13 protein-coding genes are annotated in these 22,385 nt (G+C 66.6%); 6 read left to right on the top strand and 7 right to left on the bottom strand.

Annotated elements, in window-relative coordinates; genetic code table 11:
- Positions 1 to 12: 12 nt before the first annotated feature.
- Positions 13 to 381 carry a MerC domain-containing protein gene (locus tag ASE78_RS01940; protein WP_056492503.1) on the bottom strand — a complete coding sequence of 123 codons (369 nt, stop codon included), beginning with the start codon at positions 379 to 381 and terminating at the stop codon, positions 13 to 15.
- Positions 382 to 538: 157 nt separating this feature from the next.
- Positions 539 to 1,561 carry a LacI family DNA-binding transcriptional regulator gene (locus tag ASE78_RS01935; protein ID WP_056492500.1) on the bottom strand — a complete coding sequence of 341 codons (1,023 nt, stop codon included), beginning with the start codon at positions 1,559 to 1,561 and terminating at the stop codon, positions 539 to 541.
- A gap of 176 nt (positions 1,562 to 1,737) precedes the next feature.
- Between ASE78_RS01935 and ASE78_RS01930 the strand changes: the two genes are divergently transcribed.
- From ASE78_RS01930 to ASE78_RS01905, 6 genes are read left to right on the top strand one after another with little or no spacing between them, the layout of a single operon-like run.
- Positions 1,738 to 4,485 carry a TonB-dependent receptor gene (locus ASE78_RS01930; RefSeq protein ID WP_056492498.1) on the top strand — a complete coding sequence of 916 codons (2,748 nt, stop codon included), beginning with the start codon at positions 1,738 to 1,740 and terminating at the stop codon, positions 4,483 to 4,485.
- A gap of 56 nt (positions 4,486 to 4,541) precedes the next feature.
- Entirely contained in the window at positions 4,542 to 6,059 is a 1,518-nt protein-coding gene (locus ASE78_RS01925) for a tryptophan halogenase family protein (RefSeq protein WP_056492496.1), read from the top strand.
- Positions 6,056 to 7,843, top strand: coding sequence for an alpha-amylase family glycosyl hydrolase (locus tag ASE78_RS01920; RefSeq protein WP_056492493.1), 1,788 nt, complete (start codon positions 6,056 to 6,058; stop codon positions 7,841 to 7,843). Before ASE78_RS01925 ends, ASE78_RS01920 begins: the two co-directional genes overlap by 4 nt.
- Complete coding sequence (locus tag ASE78_RS01915) at positions 7,840 to 9,462, top strand: alpha-amylase family glycosyl hydrolase (protein WP_056492490.1); 1,623 nt, start codon at positions 7,840 to 7,842, stop codon at positions 9,460 to 9,462. The genes ASE78_RS01920 and ASE78_RS01915 overlap by 4 nt, the downstream gene beginning before the upstream one ends.
- A 25-nt stretch (positions 9,463 to 9,487) precedes the next feature.
- Entirely contained in the window at positions 9,488 to 11,533 is a 2,046-nt protein-coding gene (locus tag ASE78_RS01910; RefSeq protein WP_082466957.1) for a glycoside hydrolase family 97 protein, read from the top strand.
- Between the two features lie 4 nt (positions 11,534 to 11,537).
- Entirely contained in the window at positions 11,538 to 13,034 is a 1,497-nt protein-coding gene (locus tag ASE78_RS01905; protein ID WP_056492484.1) for an MFS transporter, read from the top strand.
- 160 nt (positions 13,035 to 13,194) lie between these two features.
- Here ASE78_RS01905 and glgX read toward each other — a convergent pair whose 3' ends face one another.
- The 5 genes from glgX to ASE78_RS01880 are packed head-to-tail and all read right to left on the bottom strand — an operon-like array spanning position 13,195 to position 22,225.
- A complete protein-coding gene (gene glgX, locus ASE78_RS01900) occupies positions 13,195 to 14,943 on the bottom strand; it encodes a glycogen debranching protein GlgX (RefSeq protein WP_056492480.1) in 1,749 nt (582 codons plus the stop codon).
- Positions 14,944 to 14,960: 17 nt separating this feature from the next.
- Positions 14,961 to 16,373 carry a glycogen synthase GlgA gene (gene glgA, locus ASE78_RS01895; RefSeq protein WP_056492477.1) on the bottom strand — a complete coding sequence of 471 codons (1,413 nt, stop codon included), beginning with the start codon at positions 16,371 to 16,373 and terminating at the stop codon, positions 14,961 to 14,963.
- Positions 16,374 to 16,381: 8 nt separating this feature from the next.
- Positions 16,382 to 17,635 carry a glucose-1-phosphate adenylyltransferase gene (gene glgC, locus ASE78_RS01890; protein ID WP_082448372.1) on the bottom strand — a complete coding sequence of 418 codons (1,254 nt, stop codon included), beginning with the start codon at positions 17,633 to 17,635 and terminating at the stop codon, positions 16,382 to 16,384.
- A 13-nt stretch (positions 17,636 to 17,648) separates the two neighbouring features.
- Positions 17,649 to 19,799, bottom strand: coding sequence for a 1,4-alpha-glucan branching protein GlgB (glgB, locus tag ASE78_RS01885; RefSeq protein WP_056492473.1), 2,151 nt, complete (start codon positions 19,797 to 19,799; stop codon positions 17,649 to 17,651).
- Positions 19,796 to 22,225, bottom strand: a complete 2,430-nt coding sequence (locus tag ASE78_RS01880) for a glycogen/starch/alpha-glucan phosphorylase (protein WP_082466945.1) — start codon at positions 22,223 to 22,225, stop codon at positions 19,796 to 19,798. Before ASE78_RS01880 ends, glgB begins: the two co-directional genes overlap by 4 nt.
- Positions 22,226 to 22,385 lie beyond the last annotated feature (160 nt).

The following is a 22,385-nucleotide window of genomic DNA, read 5'->3' as shown; positions in this document are numbered from 1 at the left end:
CTGCGGACCCGATCAGGCGGTCCGCAGCCCGCGCCAGTTGCCGACATGCGCCATCGCCAGCGCGAGGCTGCCGGCGACGGTGCAGGCGGTTTCGATCGCCGGCGTGCTGGCGAGCGCCACGCCACCGGCCAGCGCCGCCAGCCCGACCGTGCCGAGTGCTACGGGCACGATCCGGCCATGCGCACGGTAGCCGCCGACCAGCGCGACGCCGCTGACGGGCAGGGCGGTGAGCAGCAGCACGACATGCACCCCCTCGCCGACCGGCAGGACGCTGGCGAGTGCGGGCAGCAGCGCGATCAGGATCGGCAGGCCGATGCAGTGGAGGAGGCACAGCAACGAGGTGCCGACCGCGACACGGTCGAGAAACGGGCGATGGTTCATGTCGGCGTAAATGATACTTTGTATCATTGTGCGCAAGGGGCCTGAGCGGGATCGACGTTCACGCTCCCATCGTCACCTTGGAACAAGTCCGGGGTGACGATGCGGATGGCCTTTTCGGTCAAGAACAAAACCGGGAATAGCTGACGATCGATCGGCTCTAGCTCGATTTGCGGACGACCAGATCAGGGCGCAGCAGCACCGGTTCGGTTTCGCGCCGGGCGACGCGGCGGATGAGCATGTCGACCAGCAGTTCGCCCGCCCGCGCATAATCCTGGCGGATGGTGGTCAGCGGCGGCTGGGCAAGGCTGGCGGCGGGAATGTCGTCGAAGCCGACGATCGCGACGTCGCCCGGCACGGTGCGCCCCGCTTCGCCCAGCGCGCGGACCGCGCCCAGCGCGATCATGTCCGACGCGGCGAAGATCGCATCGAAGGCGATGTCGCGTGCGATCAGCCGTCGGGCCCCGTCATAGCCCGATGCCTCGCTCGACAGCGCATCCACCTGAAGCCCGGGATCGACCGCCAGTCCCGCCTCGCGCAGCGCCGAGGCCAGCCCCCGGTAGCGATCGCGCGATTCGGGATACTGGCTCGACGCATCGCCGAGGAAGGCGATCCGCCGGCGGCCCCGCGCCAGCAGATGCGCGCCGGCATCGCGCCCGCCGGCGATATTGTCGCAGCCGACCACGCTGCCCGGATGCGCCGGATCGGGCGATCCCCAGCGGACGAAATGCGTCCCCTGCGCCACCAACTGGTCGAGCCGTCGCGAATAATCGTCGAAGTCGCCATATCCGAGCAGGATCAGCCCGTCGGCCTTGCGGCTGTCCTCGTAATCGACATGCCAGTCGGCCGACAATTGCTGGAACGAGGTCAGCAGATCATAGCCGCGCGCGCCGCAGGTATGCAGGATCGACCCCAGCATCGACAGGAAGAACGGGTTGATCCGCGATCCGTCCGGTGCCGGATCGTCGAAGAACAGCAGCGCCAGCGTCGAGGTGCTGCCACGTCGGAGCGCCGAGGCGTTCTTGTCGACCTTGTAGTTCAACTGGCGCGCGATCGCCTCGATCCGCAGGCGGGTGGCGGCGCTGACCGACCGGTCGCCGCGCAGCGCCCGGCTGACCGTCGGTTGCGACACCCCGGCCAGCGCGGCGATATCGAACGAGGTCGGCTTGTCGCCCACCGCCATGAAGCATCCTCTCCCGTATCCCGGCCCCGTCTACCCCCGGTTCGCCCCGAGCGGAAGCGTGGATTGAATACGTATGTCATCCGCTTCCCTTTGATGGCCTGAGGTTTCAAAGGACGGGTACGGACGAACCGGACGAAAGAGCCGGGGAATCAGGCGATCATGGAGGGGAAGTAAAGATGCGGTATTCGTCGCAAGCGCCGGCGTACGCCAGGCTGGCACGCAACGTCAGCCGGGGCGCGTTGATCGCCGGTGCATGGTTCGGCGCGACGGCTGCCTTCGCGCAGACCGCGACGACCACCCCCAACCCCGATACGACGCAGACCGACGCGACCGACGAAGGCGCCGACATCGTCGTCACCGGCTTCCGCGCCAGCCTCGAGAATGCCGTCGCCGAAAAGAAGAACCGCGACATCGTCGTCGAATCGATCTCGGCGGAGGACATCGGCAAGCTGCCCGATGCATCGATCGCCGAATCGATCGCCCGCCTGCCGGGTTTGACCTCGCAGCGCGTCTCGGGCCGTTCGAATGCGATCTCGATCCGCGGTTTCGCGCCCGACTTTTCGACCACGCTGCTCAACGGCCGCGAACAGACCTCGACCGGGGACAATCGCGCGGTCGAATACGACCAGTATCCCGCCGAAATCATGAGCCAGGTGCTGGTCTACAAGACCGGTCAGGCGAACCTCGTCGGGCAGGGGCTGTCGGGCACGGTCGACCTGCGCACCGTCCGGCCGCTGGAATATGGCCGCCGCGCGATCTCGATCGGCGGGCGCGGCACCTATGCCGATATGGGCGCGCTGAACGAAGGATCGCGCGACAAGGGCTACCGCGTCTCGGGCACCTATATCGACCAGTTCGCCGACGAGACGATCGGCATCGCGCTGTCGGGCAATTATCTCGACGAGCCGTACCAGATCCAGGAGTTCAACGCCTGGGGCTATGCCGGTTTCAACGGGCAGGGCGTGATCGGCGGATCGAAGTCCTATGTCACCTCGACCCGGCTCAAGCGCCTCGGCCTGTCGGGTACGCTGCAGTACAAGCCGGTGCCGAACCTGACCGTGACGCTCGACGGCTTCTTTTCGGACTTCAACGACGACCAGTTGAAGCGCGGCATCGAACTGCCGCTGGGCTATGGTCAGGACTTCAACCAGGCCGACAAGCCCAACGGCGTGAAGCTGACCAACACGACCGCCAACAGCGACGGGTTCGTCACCGCCGGCACGTTCGGCAATGTCGAGGGCGTGGTGCGCAACGATGCGTTCGAGCGCAAGGCCAAGCTCTATTCGTTCGGCTACAACATGGCATGGCGCGGCGACGACGGCTGGAACGCGACGCTCGACGCCAGCTATTCCAAGACCGACCGCGAGGAGATCATCCTCGAAAGCTATGCCGGCACCGGCTATGGCCAGAATGTCGGCGCGAAGGACACGATCCGCTTCACCAGCGGCGAAACCGGCACCCGGTTCCAGCCGACGCTGAACTATTCCGATCCCAACCTGATCCTGCTCACCGATCCGCTCGGCTGGGGCGGCAGCAATCTGCAGGCGGGCTATTTCAACGACCGCGTGGTCAAGGATCGCATCGCCCAGTACCGTTTCGAGGTCGAAAAGGAACTCGACGGCTTCTTCGGCGCGGTGAAGGCCGGCCTCAACTACACCGATCGCGACAAGTCGCTGAGCCCGAACGAATCCCTGCTGGTGTTGGCTGGCGGGCAGCGCCAGTTGGGCCTGCCCGACCAGTATCGCAAGGAATCAACCAGCCTCGATTATCTGGGGCTGGGGCCGATGCTCAGCTATGATCCGCGCGACCTGCTCGGTGGCGGCATCTATTCGCTCAGCCGCAACATCAGCCCCGACGTCGCCGCCAAGGCGTTTCGCATCGCCGAGGACCTGATGACGATGTACGCCCAGGCGGACATCGATCAGGAGATCGGCGCGTCGCAACTGACCGGCAATCTCGGCGTGCAGGCGGTGGCGACCGAACAGAAGTCCTCGGGCCTCGTCGCGGCCAACGGCGCGCTGCTGCCGACCATTCGCGGGACGGATTACTGGGACGTGTTGCCGAGCATCAACCTGTCGCTGCGGACGCCGGGCGACTGGGTATTCCGCGCCGGTGCTGCGCGGCAGGTGCAGCGCCCCCGGCTCGATGACATGCGCGTGTCGCAGGGCTATGGCTATAACGTGGCCGAACGGATCATCACCGGCGGTGGCGGCAACCCCTATCTCCGCCCGATCCGGTCGAACTCGTTCGACTTGACGGTCGAGAAATATTTCGGCCGCGCGGGCTACATCGCGGTGCAGGGCTTTTACAAGGACCTGAAATCATTCGTCTATAACCAGACGATCCCGTTCGACTTCGGCGGGTTCCCGACGCCGACCGGTACGCCCGCCGGAACGCCCACGCTCGGCCGGTCCGACGTGCCGATCAACGGTGAGGGTGGCAGCATCTATGGCGTCGAACTGGCGACCACCCTGCCGCTCGGCACGATCATCGGCGCGCTCGACGGCTTTGGCGTGACCGGTGGCGGATCGTGGACCAAGACCCAGATCCGGCCGACCCCGACCAGCGCGGCGGAGGACATCCCCGGCTATTCGAAGTGGGTCATCAACGGCACCGCCTATTTCGAGAAATGGGGGTTCAGCGCGCGCGGATCGGCGCGGTATCGCTCGACCTTCGTCGGCGAACTGTCGGGCTTCGGCGGCAATCGCCAGCGTCGCCGGGCACTCGATGAGACGATCCTCGACGCGCAGATCGGCTATGACTTCCAGAAGGGCACCGCGCTCGAAGGATTGTCGGTGTTCGTGCAGGGCCAGAACCTGACCAACGAACGCTTCGCCACCGCCGATCCGTCCTACGATCTCGCGATCATCGACTATCAGACCTATGGCCGGCGTTTCCTTGCCGGGGCATCCTTCCGGTTCTGATCGATCGCCCCGCGCGTCCGGACAAGCGGGCGGGGCAATCACCAAGGGAGGCGGCGATGACGATCGGGCAACAGGCGATAGCAACGGTCGCGATCGTCGGCGGCGGATCGGCCGGCTGGATGACGGCGGCGGCGCTCGCCCGCTTCCTGCCCCCGGGGGTCGAGGTGACGCTGATCGAGTCCGACGCGATCGGCACGGTCGGGGTGGGTGAGGCGACGATCCCGCAACTGCGGCTCTTCAACCAGAATATCGGCATCGACGAGGATGATTTCGTCGCCCGGACCGGCGGCAGCTTCAAGCTCGGCATCGAATTCGCCGGATGGAACGGGGAGGGCAGCCGCTATCTCCATGCGTTCGGTACGATCGGGCGTGCGCTCGGGCTGGTGCCGTTCCATCATTACTGGCTGGCCGCCGGCGGCGCGGGCGATCCGGCATCGCTGTGGCGGCACAGCGCCTGCGCCGCCGCTGCGCAGGCCGGTCGCTTCGGGCGTGATCCCGGCAGCGCGCAGGCACCGAGCGGGTTGGCCTGGGCCTATCATTTCGATGCGGCGCGCTATGCCACCTATCTGCGCGATCTGGCCGAACGCGGCGGCGTCACCCGGGTCGAGGGGCGGGTGGTCGATGTCGCGCTGTCGGGCGGCGATACGATCGCCGCCGTCACGCTGGCCGATGGACGGCGGATCGCCGCCGATTTCTTTATCGATTGTTCGGGGTTCGCCGCGCTGCTGATCGGGCGGATGCCGGGCAGCGCGTGGGACGACTGGTCGTCGCTGTTGCCGTGCGACCGCGCGCTGGCGGTGCCGTGCGCCGCGACCGCGCCGATCACCCCCTATACCCGCGCCACCGCGCGTGCGGCGGGATGGCAATGGCGCATTCCGCTCCAAGGCAGGACCGGCAACGGGCTGGTCTATGCCAGTGACTATCTGTCCGACGACGCGGCGCTGGCGACGTTGCTCGGCAGTCTCGACGGCACGGCGTCGGGCGATCCCCGGCCGTTGCGCTTCACGACGGGGCGCAGGCGGTTGCCGTGGATCGGCAATTGCGTCGCGCTGGGGCTGGCGGCGGGGTTTCTCGAACCGCTCGAGTCGACCTCGATCCATCTCGTCCAGTCGGGCATCGCCCGGTTGCTGGCGCTGTGGCCGTCCGCGCCGCCACGCGCTGCCGATATTGCTGCATTCAATCGCCAGTCGGAGCGCGAATGGATCGCGGTGCGCGATTTCCTGATCGCCCATTATGTGCTGAACGGCCGCGACGAGCCGTTCTGGCGCGACCGGCGGGCGACGCCGCTGCCCGACAGCCTTGCCGAGCGGATCGAGCTGTTCCGCGGATCAGGCCGCATCCTGCGCGACGAGCATGAACTGTTCGCCGAGGTGGCGTGGCTGCAGTTGCTGATCGGGCAGGGGGTGGTGCCGGAAGGCCATCATCCGCTTGTCCGTTCGCTGCCGGCGGCAAGACTGCCCGAATTCCTGTCGCTGTCCGCCGCGCATGTCGAGGCGATCGTTGCCCGCATGGCGACCCATGACGAGTTCCTCCGCGCCCATTGTCCGGCGGCGCAAACGAAGGTTGCCGCATGATCCGAACCCTGTTCCTGTCCCTGCTGGCCGGTGTGGCCGCGCTTCCCGCCACCGCGCAGGACGTGCGCCAGCGACTTCCCGAAGACGAGGTGATCTATTTCGTTCTGCCCGACCGGTTCGAGAACGGCGACCGCGCGAACGATCGCGGCGGGCTGACCGGCGACCGGCTGGTCACGGGCTATGACCCGACGGCGAAGGGTTTCTATCACGGCGGCGACCTGAAAGGGCTGACCGCGCGCCTGCCCTATATCAAGGGACTGGGCGCGACCGCGATCTGGGTCGGCCCCATTTTCAGGAACAAACCGGTGCAGGGCGGCCCCGGTCAGGAGTCGGCGGGCTATCACGGATACTGGGTGACGGACTTCACCCGCGTCGACCCGCATCTCGGCACCGATGCCGATTTCAAGACGCTGGTCGATACCGCGCATGCGATGGGCATGAAGGTCTATATGGACATCATCGCCAACCACACCGCCGACGTGATCCAGTATCGCGAATGCGTGGGCAAGACCGAATGCGTCTATCGCAGCCGGGCCGATTATCCCTATGCCGCCAGGGGCAAAAATCGTGGCTTTGCCGGGGACGGCGTCCAGACGGTGGAGAATTTCGCTAAGCTGACCGATCCGTCTTTTGCCTATACCCCGTTCGTCCCGGCGGGCGAACGGTCGGTCAAGGTGCCGGCGTGGCTGAACGACGTGATGCTGTATCATAATCGCGGCGACACGACCTATCGCAACGAAAGCTCGACCATGGGCGATTTCGTCGGGCTGGACGATCTGATGACCGAACATCCGCGCGTGGTGGCGGGGATGATCGACATCTTCGGCGGATGGATCGACCGGTTCGGCATCGACGGTTTCCGCATCGATACCGCGCGGCACGTCAACCCCGAATTCTGGCAGGCGTTCGTGCCCGCGATCCAGGCCCGCGCGGCGGCGCGCGACATTCCGAACTTCCACATCTTTGGCGAAGTATCGCGCCATTCGGTCGATTCGGGGTCGCTGGCACAGCATACGGTGGTCGACCGGTTCCCGGCGGTCCTCGACTTCGCGTTCCGGGAAGCGGTGGTGCAGACCGTTGCGGGCACCATGGGCACCGATGCGTTCGAGACGCTGTTCGCCGGTGATCCGCTTTATGCCAAGGGATTCGACACCGCGCGCCAGTTGCCAACCTTCACTGGCAACCATGACGACGGCCGGTTCGCCATGGTGGTTCGCAAGGCGTTTCCGCAGGCGGGTGACGCCGAAATCCTGTCGCGCGTGATGCTGTCCAACGCGATGCTGCTGAGCTTGCGTGGCGTGCCGACCATCTATTCGGGCGACGAACAGGGTTTCGTCGGCGACGGCAACGATCAGGACGCGCGCGAGGACATGTTCGCGTCGCAGGTCGCGTCGTACAATGACAACAAGCTGGTCGGGACCAGCGCGACCACCGCCACGACGAACTTCACGCCCGGTCATCCGCTGTATCGCCAGATCGCCGCACTCGCGAAGCTGCGGACGTCGACCCCGGCGCTGACTCGCGGACGGCAGTTGTTGCGTGCGCGCGAGGAAAAGGCGGGGCTGCTCGCGATCTCGCGGTTCGATCCGACGAGCGGCGGCGAAGTGCTGCTGGTGTTCAACACGTCGGACGCGCCGATCACCCGCAACGTACAGATCGATACCGCTTCCACCCGGTTTCGGGCATTAGCGGGCGAATGCGGCAACGTGACCGCGCCCGGCGCGATCCGCCTGACCCTTCCCGCCCTTGGCTATGCGGTATGTGCCGCGGAGACTGACAAATGACCGACGCCGCCCGATCGATCCTGCCCGAACCGGCCGCCGCCCGCCCATGGTGGCATGGCGCAACCATCTACCAGGTATATCCACGCAGTTTCGCCGACAGCAATGGCGACGGGATCGGCGATCTCGCCGGGATCACTGCGCATCTTGACCACGTGGCGTCGCTCGGCGTCGATGCGATCTGGCTGTCGCCGTTCTTCACCTCGCCGATGAAGGACTTCGGCTATGACGTTGCGAATTATTGCGATGTCGATCCGATCTTCGGCACGCTGGCCGATTTCGACGCGCTGATCGCACGTGCCCATACGCTCGGCCTGCGGATCATCATCGATCAGGTGTGGTCGCACACCAGCGACGAACATCCGTGGTTCGTCGAGAGCCGGTCGAGCCGGACCAATTCCAAGGCCGACTGGTATGTCTGGGCCGATGCCAAGCCCGACGGTTCGCCGCCGAGCAACTGGCAGTCGGTGTTCGGTGGCCCGGCATGGACATGGGATGCGCGGCGCGGCCAATATTATCTTCACAATTTCCTGAAGGAACAGCCGCAACTTCATGGTCATAATGGAGATTTGCAGGAAGCGCTGCTCGACATCGCGCGCTTCTGGCTGGATCGCGGGGTCGATGGCTTCCGGCTCGATGCGATCAACTTCGCGATGCACGACCCGGAATTGCGCGACAATCCGCCGATGCCCAGCAACGGCAAGACCCGCACCCGCCCGTTTGATTTCCAGCGCAAGCTCTACAACCAGAGCCATCCCGACATCCCGGCGTTCCTGCAACGGGTGCGCGCCGTGCTCGACGGCTATGACGGCGACCGTTTCACCGTGGCCGAGATCGGCGGCGACGATGCCGAGCGCGAGATGAAGCTGTTCTGCGGCGGCGGCGACAAGCTCAACACCGCCTATGGCTTCGACTTCCTCTATGCGCCGGGCTTTACCCCGCGCGTGATGCGCGACGCGCTCGATAGCTGGGGCGAAGGCGATCCGTGGCCGAGCTGGGCATTCGAGAACCACGACGCGCCGCGCGCCGTCTCGCGCTGGATGCCGCAGGGCGCCGATCCGGCGGCGTTCGGGCGGTTGAAGATGCTGCTGCTCGCCTGCCTGCGCGGCAATATCTTCCTTTATAACGGTGAGGAACTGGGGCTGCCGCAGGTCGACATCGCGTTCGAGGATCTGCAGGATCCCGAGGCGATCGCCAACTGGCCGCTCACCCTGTCGCGCGACGGCGCGCGCACGCCGATGCCTTGGGCCGCCGATGCCGAGAATTTGGGCTTCGGCACGGGCAAGCCATGGCTGCCGACCGGCGAGGCGCATCGTCCGCTGGCGGTCGACGCGCAGGAGGGCGATCCGCAGTCGCTGCTCCACTTCACCCGCCGGGTGATCGCGCTGCGCAACGCCCATCCGGCACTGCGATCGGGGGCGATGACGATCACCGAAGCGTCGGATGCGATCCTCACCTTCGAGCGCGCGCTCGACGGCGAACGGGTCCGGTGCAGCTTCAACCTTACCAATGCGGTGCAGCCGTTCGCCCCCGAACCGGCGGCGCGCATCCTCGAAACGCTGGGCGAGGTCGGCGACGACGCGCTCGGCCCCTATGCGGCGCGTGTCGCGCTGCTGTCCTGACATACGGAGCGATTTGGTCATGCGGATGATGAAACTGGCGCTGGGACTGGTGGGCATGACCGCCTTCGCCTCGCCCGCCTTTGCCGAAGTGGTGGCGCGCGCCGCCTCGCCCGACGGGTCGCTGACGGTAGCGATCAGCCTCGATAATGAAGGGCGGCCGAGCTATTCGGTCGCCAAGGGCGGCAAGCCGGTGCTGAACGATAGCCGGCTGGGTTTCCTATTCACCGACGCGCCGAAGATCGAGCGCGGGCTGGTGCTGGCGAATACCAGGCGCGACCGGTCGGATGCGACGTGGACCCAGCCGTTCGGCGAGTGGAAGACCATCCGCGACAACCACACCGAACTGACGGTGACGTTCCGTGAGGCGAAGAACCTCAAGCGTGAGATGGCGGTGACGTTCCGCCTGTTCGACGACGGCGTCGGCTTTCGCTATACCCTGCCCAAACAGGCGAACCTCACCACCGCCAACATCGCCGACGAACTGACGCAGTTCGCCTTCGCCGAACCGGGCACCGCATGGTGGAAGCCGGCGTTCGAGTGGAATCGCGAGGAATATCTCTACAACAAGACCCCGCTCGACGCGGTCGGCACCGCGCAGACGGTGATGACGGTCAAGCTGGCGAGCGGTCGCCATGTCGCGATCCACGAAGCCGCGCTCACTGACTATTCGGCGATGAACCTCGCCCGCGCCGAGGGGACGACGTTCCGCGCGGCGCTGACCCCCGGATCGAATGGTCCGAAGGTCACGCGCGCCGCCGGCTTCTCGACGCCGTGGCGCACCATCGCCATCGCCGACGATGCCGCCGGCCTGTACGCGGCCAGCCGGATCGGGCTGAACCTGAACGAGCCGAACAAGCTTGGCGATACCGCGTCGTGGATTCAGCCGGGCAAGTTCGTCGGCGTGTGGTGGAACATGATAAAGGGCGACTGGAGCTGGGCGCGGGGGCCGAAGCACGGTGCGACCACCGCCAACGTCCGCCGCTATATCGACTTCGCCGCTGCCAACGGCATTGCCGGCGTGCTGGTCGAAGGGTGGAATATCGGCTGGGACGGCGACTGGCTGGGCAACGGCAACGACATGAACTTCAGCCAGCCGACCGAAGATTTCGACGCGGCGGGCCTTGCCGCCTATGCCCGGTCGAAGGGTGTACGGCTGATCGGTCATCACGAAACCGGCGGATCGGTCAGCCATTACGACGCACAGCTCGACAGCGCGTTCAAATGGGCGGCCGATCATGGCGAACGGGTGGTCAAGACCGGCTATGTCACCGACGCCGGCCAGATCGAGCGGGTCGATGCCGATGGATCGAAGCATCGCGAATGGCACGAGGGCCAGTGGATGGTGAATCACCATCAGCGCGTGCTGGATGCCGCCGCGCGCTACCGCGTGTCGATCGACAGCCACGAGCCGGTCAAGGACACCGGGCTGCGTCGTACCTATCCCAACTGGATGAGCCGCGAGGGCGGGCGCGGCATGGAATATAACGCATGGGAAGGCGGCAAGAACTCGCCCGAGCATGAGGCGAACATGGTGTTCACCCAGTTTCTGGGCGGGCCGATGGACTTCACGCCGGGCGTGCTGAGCCTGACCGGCAGCAACGGCAGCGCGATCAAATCCACGATCGCCAAGCAACTGGCGCTGTATGTCGTACTCTATTCGCCGGTAGTAATGGCCGCCGACACGCCGGAGAATTACGCGCGCTACCCGGCCGCGTTCAAGTTCATCCGCGACGTGCCGACCGACTGGTCCGACACCCGCGTGCTGAACGGCGAGGTCGGCGATTATGCGACGATCGCGCGCAAGGCGGCGGGCAGCAACGACTGGTATCTGGGCGCGGTCGGCGACGAGGAAGCGCGCAGTTCGACGGTGACGCTCGACTTCCTCGACGCGGGCAAGACCTATACCGCCGAAATCTATCGCGACGGACCCGGCGCCGATTACCGTACCGACGCCCGCCATTCGATCACGATCGAACAGCGGCAGGTCCGCAAGGGCGACACGCTGACGATCGCGCTGGCCCCCGGCGGCGGCGAGGCGATCCGCTTCGTGGCGCCGGGCAAGCGCAGGTAAGGCAATGCACACCCGCCCCACGCTCGGCTTCGCCAAGCTCTGGAACATCTCGTTCGGCTTCTTCGGCATCCAGATCGGCTTCGCGTTGCAGAATGCGAACGCCAGCCGCATCTTCCAGTCGCTCGGCACGCCGCTCGACCAGTTGGGGCTGATGTGGATCGCAGCACCCTTGACCGGGTTGCTGGTCCAGCCGCTGATCGGTCATTATTCGGACCGGACGTGGGGGCCGCTGGGGCGCAGGCGGCCCTATTTCCTCGTCGGCGCGATCCTGTGTACCTGCGCGCTGTTCTTCATGCCCAATTCGCCGTCGATCCTTGCGGCGGCGATCACGCTGTGGATTCTCGACGCCTCGCTCAACGTGTCGATGGAGCCGTTCCGCGCCTTCGTCGGCGACATGCTGCCCTCGAAGCAGCGGCCGGCGGGCTATGCGTTCCAGACATGGTTCATCGGTGCCGGCGCGGTCGTCGCCAGTATCGCGCCGTTCGTGCTGGAAAACGTCTTCGGCGTCAGCAACAGCGCGCCGGCAGGACAGGTGCCCGATGCGGTCCGCTATGGCTTCTACTTCGGCGGAACCATGTTGCTGCTGGCGGTGCTGTGGACCGTCGTGACGGTCCGCGAATACAGCCCGGCGGAACTGGCGGCGTTCGGCGAGGCGTCGAGCGCGGTCGAGGCGAACGAACCGCCGGCGATGCCGCGTCATGGCCTGTGGTGGATCGTCGGCGGTGGCGTCGTCGCGCTGCTGATCGCATGGGCCGAGCGTGGCGGTGCGCTCGACAGCGGGCGTGAAGCCTATTTCGTCGCGGGCGGCGTGGCGCTCTATGGCGTGGCGCAACTGGTGTCCGCCGCTCTGATCCGGGGCGGGCGCGGCGATAATGTGCTCAGCCATATCGTCGGCGACCTCATCACCATGCCCGATACGATGCGGCGGCTGGCATGGGTGCAGTTCTTTACGTGGGGCGCGCTGATCCTGCTGTGGGTCTACACCACGCCGGTCGTCGCGCAGCAGGTGTGGGGAACGATCGATCCGGCGGCGGACGGCTATAATCAGGCGGGAAGCTGGGTCGGCGTGCTGTTCGCGATCTATTCGGGCGTCGCGGCGCTGGCGGCGTTCGCGCTGCCGGTGCTGGCCAAGGCGATCGGCGCGGCGCGAACCCATCTGCTGTGTCTCGCGATCGGGGCGGCGGCGTTCGTCGGCATTTTCGCGACGCACGATCGGCTGGGGATGATCGTGCCGATGATCGGCATCGGAATCGCGTGGGCATCGGTGCTGACCATGCCCTATGTCCTGCTCGCCGATGCGCTGCCGCAGCGCAAGCTGGGCGTCTATATGGGCATCTTCAACTTCTTCATTGTGCTGCCGCAGTTGATCGTCGCCACGGTGATGGGCGGTGTCATCAAGACATGGTTCCCGGGGCAGCCGGCCTATACGATGCTCATCGCGGCGGCGGTGATGGCGTTGGCGGCGGTGGCGATGCTGCGGGTTCGGGTGCAGGCGAAGTAGAAGGTTGGTTCGCGCGGAGGCGCGGAGGCGCAGAGGGGTTGCGGCTCACGATCGTGTCGCGCCGAATGGCGCTGTCTCTCGACGCCGCGTAGCAGGAAGAGACGCTGCCGCGTCCGAACCTTCTCCGCGCCTCCGCGCCTCCGCGTGAACCAGCCTTCTTCTACTCGAGCATGACCCGCCGCGCCGAACGATCGACCCGAACCACCGCCCCGTCCAGATGCAGCTCGAAACCGGGACAGTCATAAGCTTCCCAAGCTTCTGCCGTCATCGCCCGCCCATCGAGCGTCCGCCATTCCGCGACATCGGGCACCGTGCGGTCGACCACCGCCGGCCGTGCCCGTCGCCATGCCGCGCAGTCCGCCACGAACGCCTCCAGCGCCGTGTCGCGTCCGGCCCAGTCGACCCAGGAAATCGCATTGTCCTGCGCATAGCCGTTGTTGTTGCCGCGCTGCGTCCGGCCGAACTCGTCGCCGGCGGTCAACTGGATATGCCCGCGCGTCGCGAACAACGTCGCCAGCAGCGCGCGCAGATCGGCGTCGCGTGCCGCCCGCACCGAAGGTTCGTCGCTCGGGCCCTCGACGCCGTGGTTCCACGACAGGTTCTCGCCATGCCCGTCGCGATTGTTCTCGCCATTGGCATGGTTGTGCCGATCGACATGCGACACGAGGTCGGCGAGCGTGAACCCGTCATGCGCCGCAAGGAAATTGACGCTGCGGGTCGGCGATCCGAAGATGTCGCTCGACCCCATCAGCCGCGTCGCCAATGCCCCCGCGCCGCCATCGCCGCGCCAGAAGCGGCGCACGTCGTCGCGGTAGCGATCGTTCCATTCCAGCCAGTCGGACGGGAAATTGCCGAGCTGATAGCCGCCCGGCCCGATGTCCCATGGCTCGGCGATCATCTGCCGCACGGCCAGCAGCGGATCGGCGGCGATCGCGGCAAAGATCGGCGCCTGCGCGTTGAATCCGGGCGAGCGGGCGATGATCGGGGCCAGATCGAACCGGAACCCGTCGACGCCGGCACACGCGAAGTGCCGCAGCGACGCGACGATCAGGTCGCGCACCCCCGCATCGCCGGCGTCGAGCGTATTGCCGGTGCCGGTATCGTTGATGAGCCTGCCATCCGGCGCATGGGCATAGCTGCGATTGTCCAGCCCGCGCAGCGACAGGACCGGTCCTTCTGCGTCGCTCTCGCCGGTGTGATTGAACACGAGGTCGAGGATCACCGCGATCCCCGCATCGTGCAGCGCGGTGATGGTGTCACGCAGTTCGGCGATGCCGCCGGGGGCCAGCCCCGGATCGATCGCCATCGGCACGACCGAGTTGTAGCCCCACGCATTGGTCAGCCCGAGCGGGGCCAGATGCCGCTCGTCGATCCACGCGACGATCGGCATCAGCTCGATCGCGGTGACGCCGATCCGCCGCAGATGCGCGACGATCGCCGGATGGGCGAGCGCGGCGATCGTCCCGCGCTGCGGTTCGGGAATGTCGGGGTGCAGCATCGTGAAGCCGCGCACGTTGACTTCGTAGATCAGCCCCGCCGGATCGATCGCCACCGGATCGGGAATCGCGGCGGGCAGGGGGGACGGCACGATCGCACGCGGCACCAGATGCCCCGTCCCCGCACCAAAACCGGCAAGCGCCGCATCCCACCGGAACCGGCGATCGAGTTCGACCGCATAGGGATCGACCAGCAGCTTGGCCGGATCATGCCACAGTCCGCGATCGGGTGCCCATTCGCCTTCGACGCGATAGCCATAGCGCTGCCCCGGCCCGACGCCCGGCACCTCGACCACGAACCAGTCGCCCTCGCGCCGCATCGCGACGCGGCGTTCGTCGTCGCCGTCGAACAAGCACAGCCACACCGCATCGGCCCGCCGCGCGCGCACCGCGAAGGCGGTGCCGCCGGGCATCGGACTTGCGCCGGGGATCACGCCGCGATCAGGCTGCGATAGAGTGCGGCATAGCGCGCGCCGCTGCGAGTCCAACTGAAGTCGGCGCGCATGCCCTGCCGCTGCATCGCGCTCCACAGTGACGGCTGGCGATACAGGTCGATCGTCCGGCGCAGCGCGTGGACCATGCCATCGACACTGACGTCGGCGAACTGCACGCCGGTGGCGACGCCCGCCGCGATCGCCGCTTCGTTGGCGTCGATCACCGTATCGGCGAGGCCACCGGTTCGCGCCACCACCGGCACGCAGCCATAGGCGAGGCCGTAGAGTTGCGTCAGTCCGCACGGCTCGAACCGCGACGGGATCAGGATCGCGTCGCCGCCACCCTGCAAGAGATGCGACAGCGCCTCGTCATAGCCGATCCGCACCCCGATCGCGCCGGGATGCCGCCGGGCGGCGTCGAGAAACGCGGCTTCGAGCGCGGCGTCGCCCGATCCGAGCAGCGCCAGCCGTCCGCCAAGGCCGACCAGCGTGTCGAGCGTGTCGGCAAGTACGTCCATGCCCTTCTGCCACGTCAGCCGGCTGACCACGACGAAGATCGGGCCATCGCCCCGCGCCAGATCGAACGTCGCCTCAAGCGCACGCTTGTTGGCGCGACGGCGGGCAAGGGTACGGGCGGAATAGGGTGCAGGCAGCGCCGTGTCGGCGTGTGGCGACCACACCGCCGGATCGATGCCGTTGACGATGCCGCTCACCCGGTCGCGCCGGACCTCGATCAGTCCTTCCAGCCCCATGCCGAACGCGGGCCTGCGGATTTCCTCGGCATAGCTCGGCGACACGGTGGTGATCGCCGAGGCGGAAGCCAGCCCGGCTTTCAGCAACCCGACCCCGCCATAATATTCGACGCCGTCGAGCGCGAACGCCGCGTCGGGCAAGCCGAGGTCGGCGAAGACCGTCGCGTCATAACGCCCCTGAAACGCGATATTGTGGATGGTGACGACGCTCGGCACCGCGCTGTCGTCATAGCGCAGATAGGCCGGGGTCAGCGCCGCCTGCCAGTCATGCGCGTGTACCAGATCGAAGTCGCCGGCGATGTCCGCCGCCGCGCGCGATAAAGCCGCGAACCGCCGCCAATTGTCCGTCCAGTCGCGTCCGGTCGCATCGGCGTAGGGGCCGCCATCGCGTGCGAACAGCGTCGGCGCGTCGAGCACCAGCAAGGGATGCCCGTCGATCGTGCCACCCAGCAGCCGAGCCGGCTCACCCAGCAGATCGTCCCATGTCCGCACGACCTTAGCGGTCGCCGCCTTCATGACCGCCGGATAGCCGGGCAGCAACGTCACCGTCTCGATCCCGTGCGGGGCAAGCGCGGCGGGCAGGGCGCCGACGACATCGGCAAGGCCGCCGGTCTTGACCAGCGGATAGGCTTCGGACGCAACCGACAGAACGCGCATCGACCGCCCTACAGCCGGTCGATCATCGGCTGGGTGATAAGGCACACCCCGCGTTCGGTCCGGCGGAAACGATGGGCGTCCATCACCGGATCCTCGCCGATCACCAGTCCGTCGGGGATCGTCACCCCGGCGTCGACCACGCATTTGGTGAGCCGCGCGCCACGCCCGATCCGCGTCATCGGCAGCACCACCGATTCGTCGATACTGGCGAAGCTGTGCGCGCGTACCCCGGTGCTGAGCAGGCTGCGATGCACGCTGGCACCCGACACGATGCAGTCGCCCGCGATCAGACTCGACACCGCGCTGCCGCGCCGCCCGTCGAGGTCATGGACGAACTTGGCGGGCGGGGTGATTTCCGAATAGGTCCATAGCGGCCAGCTCCGGTCGTACAGGTCGAGCTGCGGCACCACGTCGGTCAGATCGATGTTGGCTTCCCAATAGGCATCGACCGTGCCCACGTCGCGCCAGTAGGACCCCGGCTCGTCGGCCGAGCGGACGCAGGAGGCGGAGAAGCGATGCGCCTGCGCATGGCCATGGCGGACCAGCCACGGGATCAGGTCCTTGCCGAAATCGCGCGACGATCCTTCCTCATCGGCGTCGCGGCGCAACTGTTCGAACAGCAATTCGGTGCGGAACACATAGATGCCGAGGCTGGCGAGCGCCATGTCGGGATTGTCGGGCATCGCCGGCGGATCGGCGGGTTTCTCGACGAAATCGATGATCCGGTCGGTGCCGTCGACGTGCATCACGCCGAAGCCGGACGCCTCCATCCGCGGCACTTCCATACAGGCGACCGTGACGTCGGCCCCCGTATCGCAGTGCTGCTGGAGCATCAGCTCGTAATCCATCTTGTAGATGTGATCGCCCGCCAGGATCACCATATATTCGGGGCGATAGCTCTGGATGATGTCGATGTTCTGATAGACGGCGTCGGCGGTGCCCTCATACCACTGGAACTCGCTGATCCGCTGGCTGGCGGGCAGGATGTCGAAGCTTTCGTTGCGTTCGGGGCGCAGGAAGTTCCAGCCGCGTTGCAGGTGGCGGATCAGGCTGTGCGCCTTGTACTGTGTCGCCACGCCGATGCGGCGGATGCCCGAATTGATCGCGTTCGAGAGCGCGAAATCGATGATCCGGCTCTTGCCGCCGAAATAGACCGCCGGCTTCGCGCGCGTATCGGTCATCTCGAACAAGCGGCTGCCACGTCCGCCGGCCAGCACATAGGCCATGGCATCGCGTGCCAATGGTTGCCCCCTACGCTCCATACATCCTCCCCGTTTATCGTTCTAGTTGAAACCACATCGTCGCGAGCGGCGGCAGCGTCAGCACGACGCCCCCGTCCGCAGCCTCGACAACGCCCAGATTGCCCAGTCCGCTCCCGCCATAGGCGGACGCATCGCTGTTCAGGATTTCGCGCCAGCGCCCGTTCGCCGACACCGGTACGCGGTAGCCGTGACGTGGCACCGGCGTCATGTTGGCGACGACCAGCACCGGCGGCTCGCCGGGCGCACGGCGCTCCCATGCGAACACCGATTGCGCGGCATCGTCGACCACCGCCCAGTGGAACCCGTCGCCCTCGCAATCGCGCGCATGCAGCGCGAGCGTATCGCGGTAGCGATGGTTGAGATCGCGCACCAGCAACGACACGCCGGCATGGGCCGGCGCTTCGAGCAACTCCCAGTCGAGCGCGCGTTCCTCCGACCATTCGCGCGCCTGCGCGAACTCCTGTCCCATGAACAGCAGCTTCTTGCCGGGATAGCCCCACATCAACGCATAATAGGCGCGCAGATTGGCGAATTTCTGCCATTCGTCGCCCGCCATCTTGGTCAGCAGCGACCCCTTGCCATGGACGACCTCGTCATGGCTGAGCGGCAGGACGAAATTCTCGGCAAAGGCATAGGTCAGGCCGAAGGTGATGTCGTTGTGATGGTGCTGCCGGTGGACCGGTTCGCGCGCCATGTACGACAGCGTGTCGTGCATGAAGCCCATGTTCCATTTGAACCCGAAGCCCAGGCCCCCTTCATGCGCCGGACGGCTGACGCCGGGCCACGACGTCGATTCCTCGGCGACGGTGAACACGCCGGGATGCTCGCGGTAGATCGCGCGGTTGGTGGCGCGCAGAAAGTCGACCGCTTCCCAATTCTCGCGCCCGCCATCGGGGTTGGGGATCCATTCGCCCGGCTCGCGCGAATAGTCGCGGTAGAGCATCGAGGCGACCGCATCGACGCGCAGGCCATCGACATGATAATGTTCGGCCCAGAACAGCGCGTTGTTGACGAGGAACTGCGACACTTCGCGCCGCCCGAAATTATAGATCGCGGTCTGCCAGTCGGGGTGGAAGCCCAGCCGCGGGTCTTCATGTTCGTAGAGCGCGGTCCCGTCGAACTGGGCGAGGCCATGCGCGTCGACCGGGAAATGCGCCGGCACCCAGTCGAGCAGCACGCCGATCCCCGCCTTGTGCGCGCCGTCGACGAAACGCGCGAACCCCGCCGGATCGCCGAAGCGGGCGGAGGGGGCATAAAGGCCGGTCGTCTGATAGCCCCATGACGGATCATAGGGATGCTCGCTGATCGGCAGAAATTCGATATGGGTGAAGCCCATCGCGACGACATAGGGGATCAGCCGGTCGGCCATCCGGTCCCAATGCAGGAAGCCGCCATCGTCCTCGCGCTGCCAGCTTCCGGCATGGACCTCGTAGATCGAGATCGGCACCCGGCGCGGATCGATCGACGCCCAATGCGCGCGGTGCGCCGCATCGTGCCAGTCGTGATCGATCGGCGCGGCGGTGCGCGACGCGGTGGCGGGGCGCAATTCGCTGGCGAAGGCGAACGGATCGGCTTTCAGCGGCAGCAACTGCCCGTCCGGCCCCCGGATAGCGAATTTATACGCCTGTCCCGGTCCGACGTCGGGCAGGAAGATTTCCCACACCCCCACGTCGCCGCGCCGGCGCATCGGGTGGCGCTTCGCGTCCCACCCGTTCCAGTCGCCGACGACGCTCACCACCTGCGCATTGGGGGCCCAGACGGCGAAGTGCATGCCATCGGCGCCTTCGTGGCGGATCGGATGCGCGCCGAGCTTGTCGTGAAGGCGCAGGTGCGTCCCCTCGGCGATCAGGAAATCGTCGGTCGGCCCCAGTACGGGTCCGAAGCTGTACGGGTCCTTCACCCACCATTCGCCGCCGCCGCCGCGCGCGTAATACCACAAGGGCCGGGGCGGGCCGGCAACGATCCCCTCGACGATGCCGTCGCCGACCGGCTTCAACTCGCCGAGCACAGTGCCCGACAGGTCGTGCGCGAGGACCTTCTGTGCGCCGGGCAGCCATGCGCGCACGAAGGTGCCGGCCGGGCCGGCATGCGGCCCCAACAGGGCGAACGGATCGGCTTGCCTGCCTTCAAGGAGCGCGGCGATCGCGTCCGCCGGAGGCGTCACATCACGCCCCAGATGTCGCGGGCATATTCGCCGATCGTGCGGTCGGATGAGAACCAGCCGACGCCGGCCACATTGCGGATCGCGCTGGCATTCCACCCGGCACGGTCCTGCCAGCGCCGGTCGACGTCGCGCTGCGCGGCGGCATAGCTGTCGAAGTCGGCGGCGCACAGGAACCAGTCGCTGTTCTCGATCCCCTCGATCAGCCCGACATAGCGGGTCGGATCGTCATGGCTGAATACCCCGCCCTTGATCGCCGCCAGCGCCTGCGCCAGTTCGGGCGAGGCGGCGATCGCCTCGCGCGGGTCGTATCCGGCGGCGCGCTTCGCCGCGACCTCGTCGGCGGTCATGCCGAAGATGATGATGTCCTCTGCGCCGACATGGTCGCGGATTTCGACGTTCGCCCCGTCCAGGGTGCCGATGGTCAGCGCGCCGTTCAGCGCCAGCTTCATGTTGCCGGTGCCCGATGCCTCCATCCCCGCCGTGCTGATCTGTTCGGACAGGTCGGCCGCCGGCATGATCTTCTCCGCCAGCGACACATTGTAGTTGGGGATGAACGCGACGCGCAGCAGGTTGCCGACCGCCGGATCGGCGTTCACCCGCCGCGCGACGTCGCCCGCCAGTTTGATGATCTGCTTGGCGTTGTGATAGCTCGGCGCCGCCTTGCCGGCGAACAGCTTCACGCGCGGGGTCCAGTCGCGTTCGGGATGGCTGCGGATCTGGTCGTACAGCGCCACCGTCTCGAGGATGTTCAGCAACTGGCGCTTGTATTCGTGGATGCGCTTCACCTGCACGTCGAACATCGCCTGCGGATCGAGCCGGACGCCCATCGTCTCGCGCAGGTGCTGCGCCAGCCGCGCCTTGTTCGCGCGCTTCACGCTCTCGAACTTCTCACGGAACGCGGTGTCGTCGGCGAAGGGGCGCAGGTCGGCCAGTTTCGCCGCATCGTCGAGGAAGCCGTCGCCGATCGCCTCGCGGATCAATGCGGTGAGCGCGGGGTTGCTCTCGAACAGCCAGCGCCGGGGCGTGATGCCGTTGGTCTTGTTGTTGATCCGCGTGGGATACAGCCGGTGAAGATCGGCGAAGACCGTCTGCTTCATCAGGTCGGTATGCAACGCCGCCACGCCATTGACGCTGTGGCTGCCGACGAACGCGAGGTTGGCCATCCGCACCCGCCGCTCGCCGCCCTCGTCGATCAGGCTGATCGACGAGATCGCGCCATCGTCGATCCCCTGCGCGCGGGCTTCGCGCAGCACCTTCGCGTTGATCGCGTAGACGATCTGCATGTGCCGGGGCAGCAGCCGCTCGAAGAGGGGGAGGGGCCAGCTTTCCAGCGCCTCGGGCAGCAGCGTGTGGTTGGTATAGCCGAACGTCGCCTTGGTGATCGTCCATGCCTCGTCCAGATCGAGCGCGTGTTCGTCGATCAGCAGCCGCATCAGTTCGGCGACCGACACCGCCGGATGCGTGTCGTTCAACTGGATCGCCGCCTTGTCCGCCAGCGTGCGGATGTCGCCGGAATATTGGACGTGGCGGCGCACGATGTCCTGGATCGAGGCGGAGGAGAAGAAATACTCCTGCCGCAGCCGCAGCTCCTGTCCGGCCGGGGTCGCATCGGCGGGATAGAGGACGCGGACCAGCGTTTCGGCACGCACCTGTCCGGCCAGCGCGCCTTCATGGTCGCCGGCGTTGAACCGGTCGAGCCGGATCGGGTCGTAGGCGCGCGCGGTCCACAGCCGCAGCGTGTTCACCCGCGCCCCGCGCCAGCCGATCACCGGTGTGTCGACTGCCATCGCCTCGACCATCTCGGCCGGGTGCCAGTGGACCGCGCCATTCTCGTCGCCCGTCACTTCGCCGCCGAAGCCGACCGGATAGGCGCTCTCGCGCCGCTCGAACTCCCACGGATTGCCGTGGCGCAGCCACGTTTCGGGCAGTTCGACCTGCCAGCCATTGTCGATCCGCTGGCGGAACATGCCGTTCACATAGCGGATGCCATAGCCATAGGCGGGCAGGTCGAGCGTCGCGAGGCTTTCCATGAAGCACGCCGCCAGCCGGCCCAGACCACCGTTGCCGAGCGCGGCATCGGGTTCCTCGTCCTCCAGCGTCGACAGGTCGACGCCGAGCGACGCCAGCGCCACGCGCACCTCGTCGCTGCGCGACAGGTTGGCGATCGCATCGCGCAGCAGCCGCCCGATCAGGAATTCGAGGCTGAGATAATAGACCCGCTTCGCGCCATCGGCATGCGCCTGTTTGCTCGACGTCATCCAGCGTTCGATCACGTCGTTGCGGACGGTCAGGATCGTGGCGGCCAGCCAGTCATGCGGCAGCGCGGCCTGCGCGTCCTTGCCGATCCGGTGGATCAGCGTGTCGAGAATGGCGTCGGCGAGCGGTGGCGTGGGCGAAGCGACGGCGGCAAGGGCAGGCTGGGTCACGCGGGCTCCTGAATCGGACAAGACGACAGTATCGATTGCGAAACGCTTGTCACGCGCAATACGTATGCGTGATGACGCTCGTTCCGACCGCAGAACAAAATATGCGGCGGTGCAACGATATTGGCGGTTTTCAGCCGATCGTAATGCTATCCGGCGTCGT

The sequence above is a fragment of the Sphingomonas sp. Leaf25 genome (assembly GCF_001421635.1).
Lineage (GTDB): Bacteria > Pseudomonadota > Alphaproteobacteria > Sphingomonadales > Sphingomonadaceae > Sphingomonas.
Note: the sequence above shows the minus strand (reverse complement) of the source record. Positions and strands in the feature narration are given on the sequence as shown.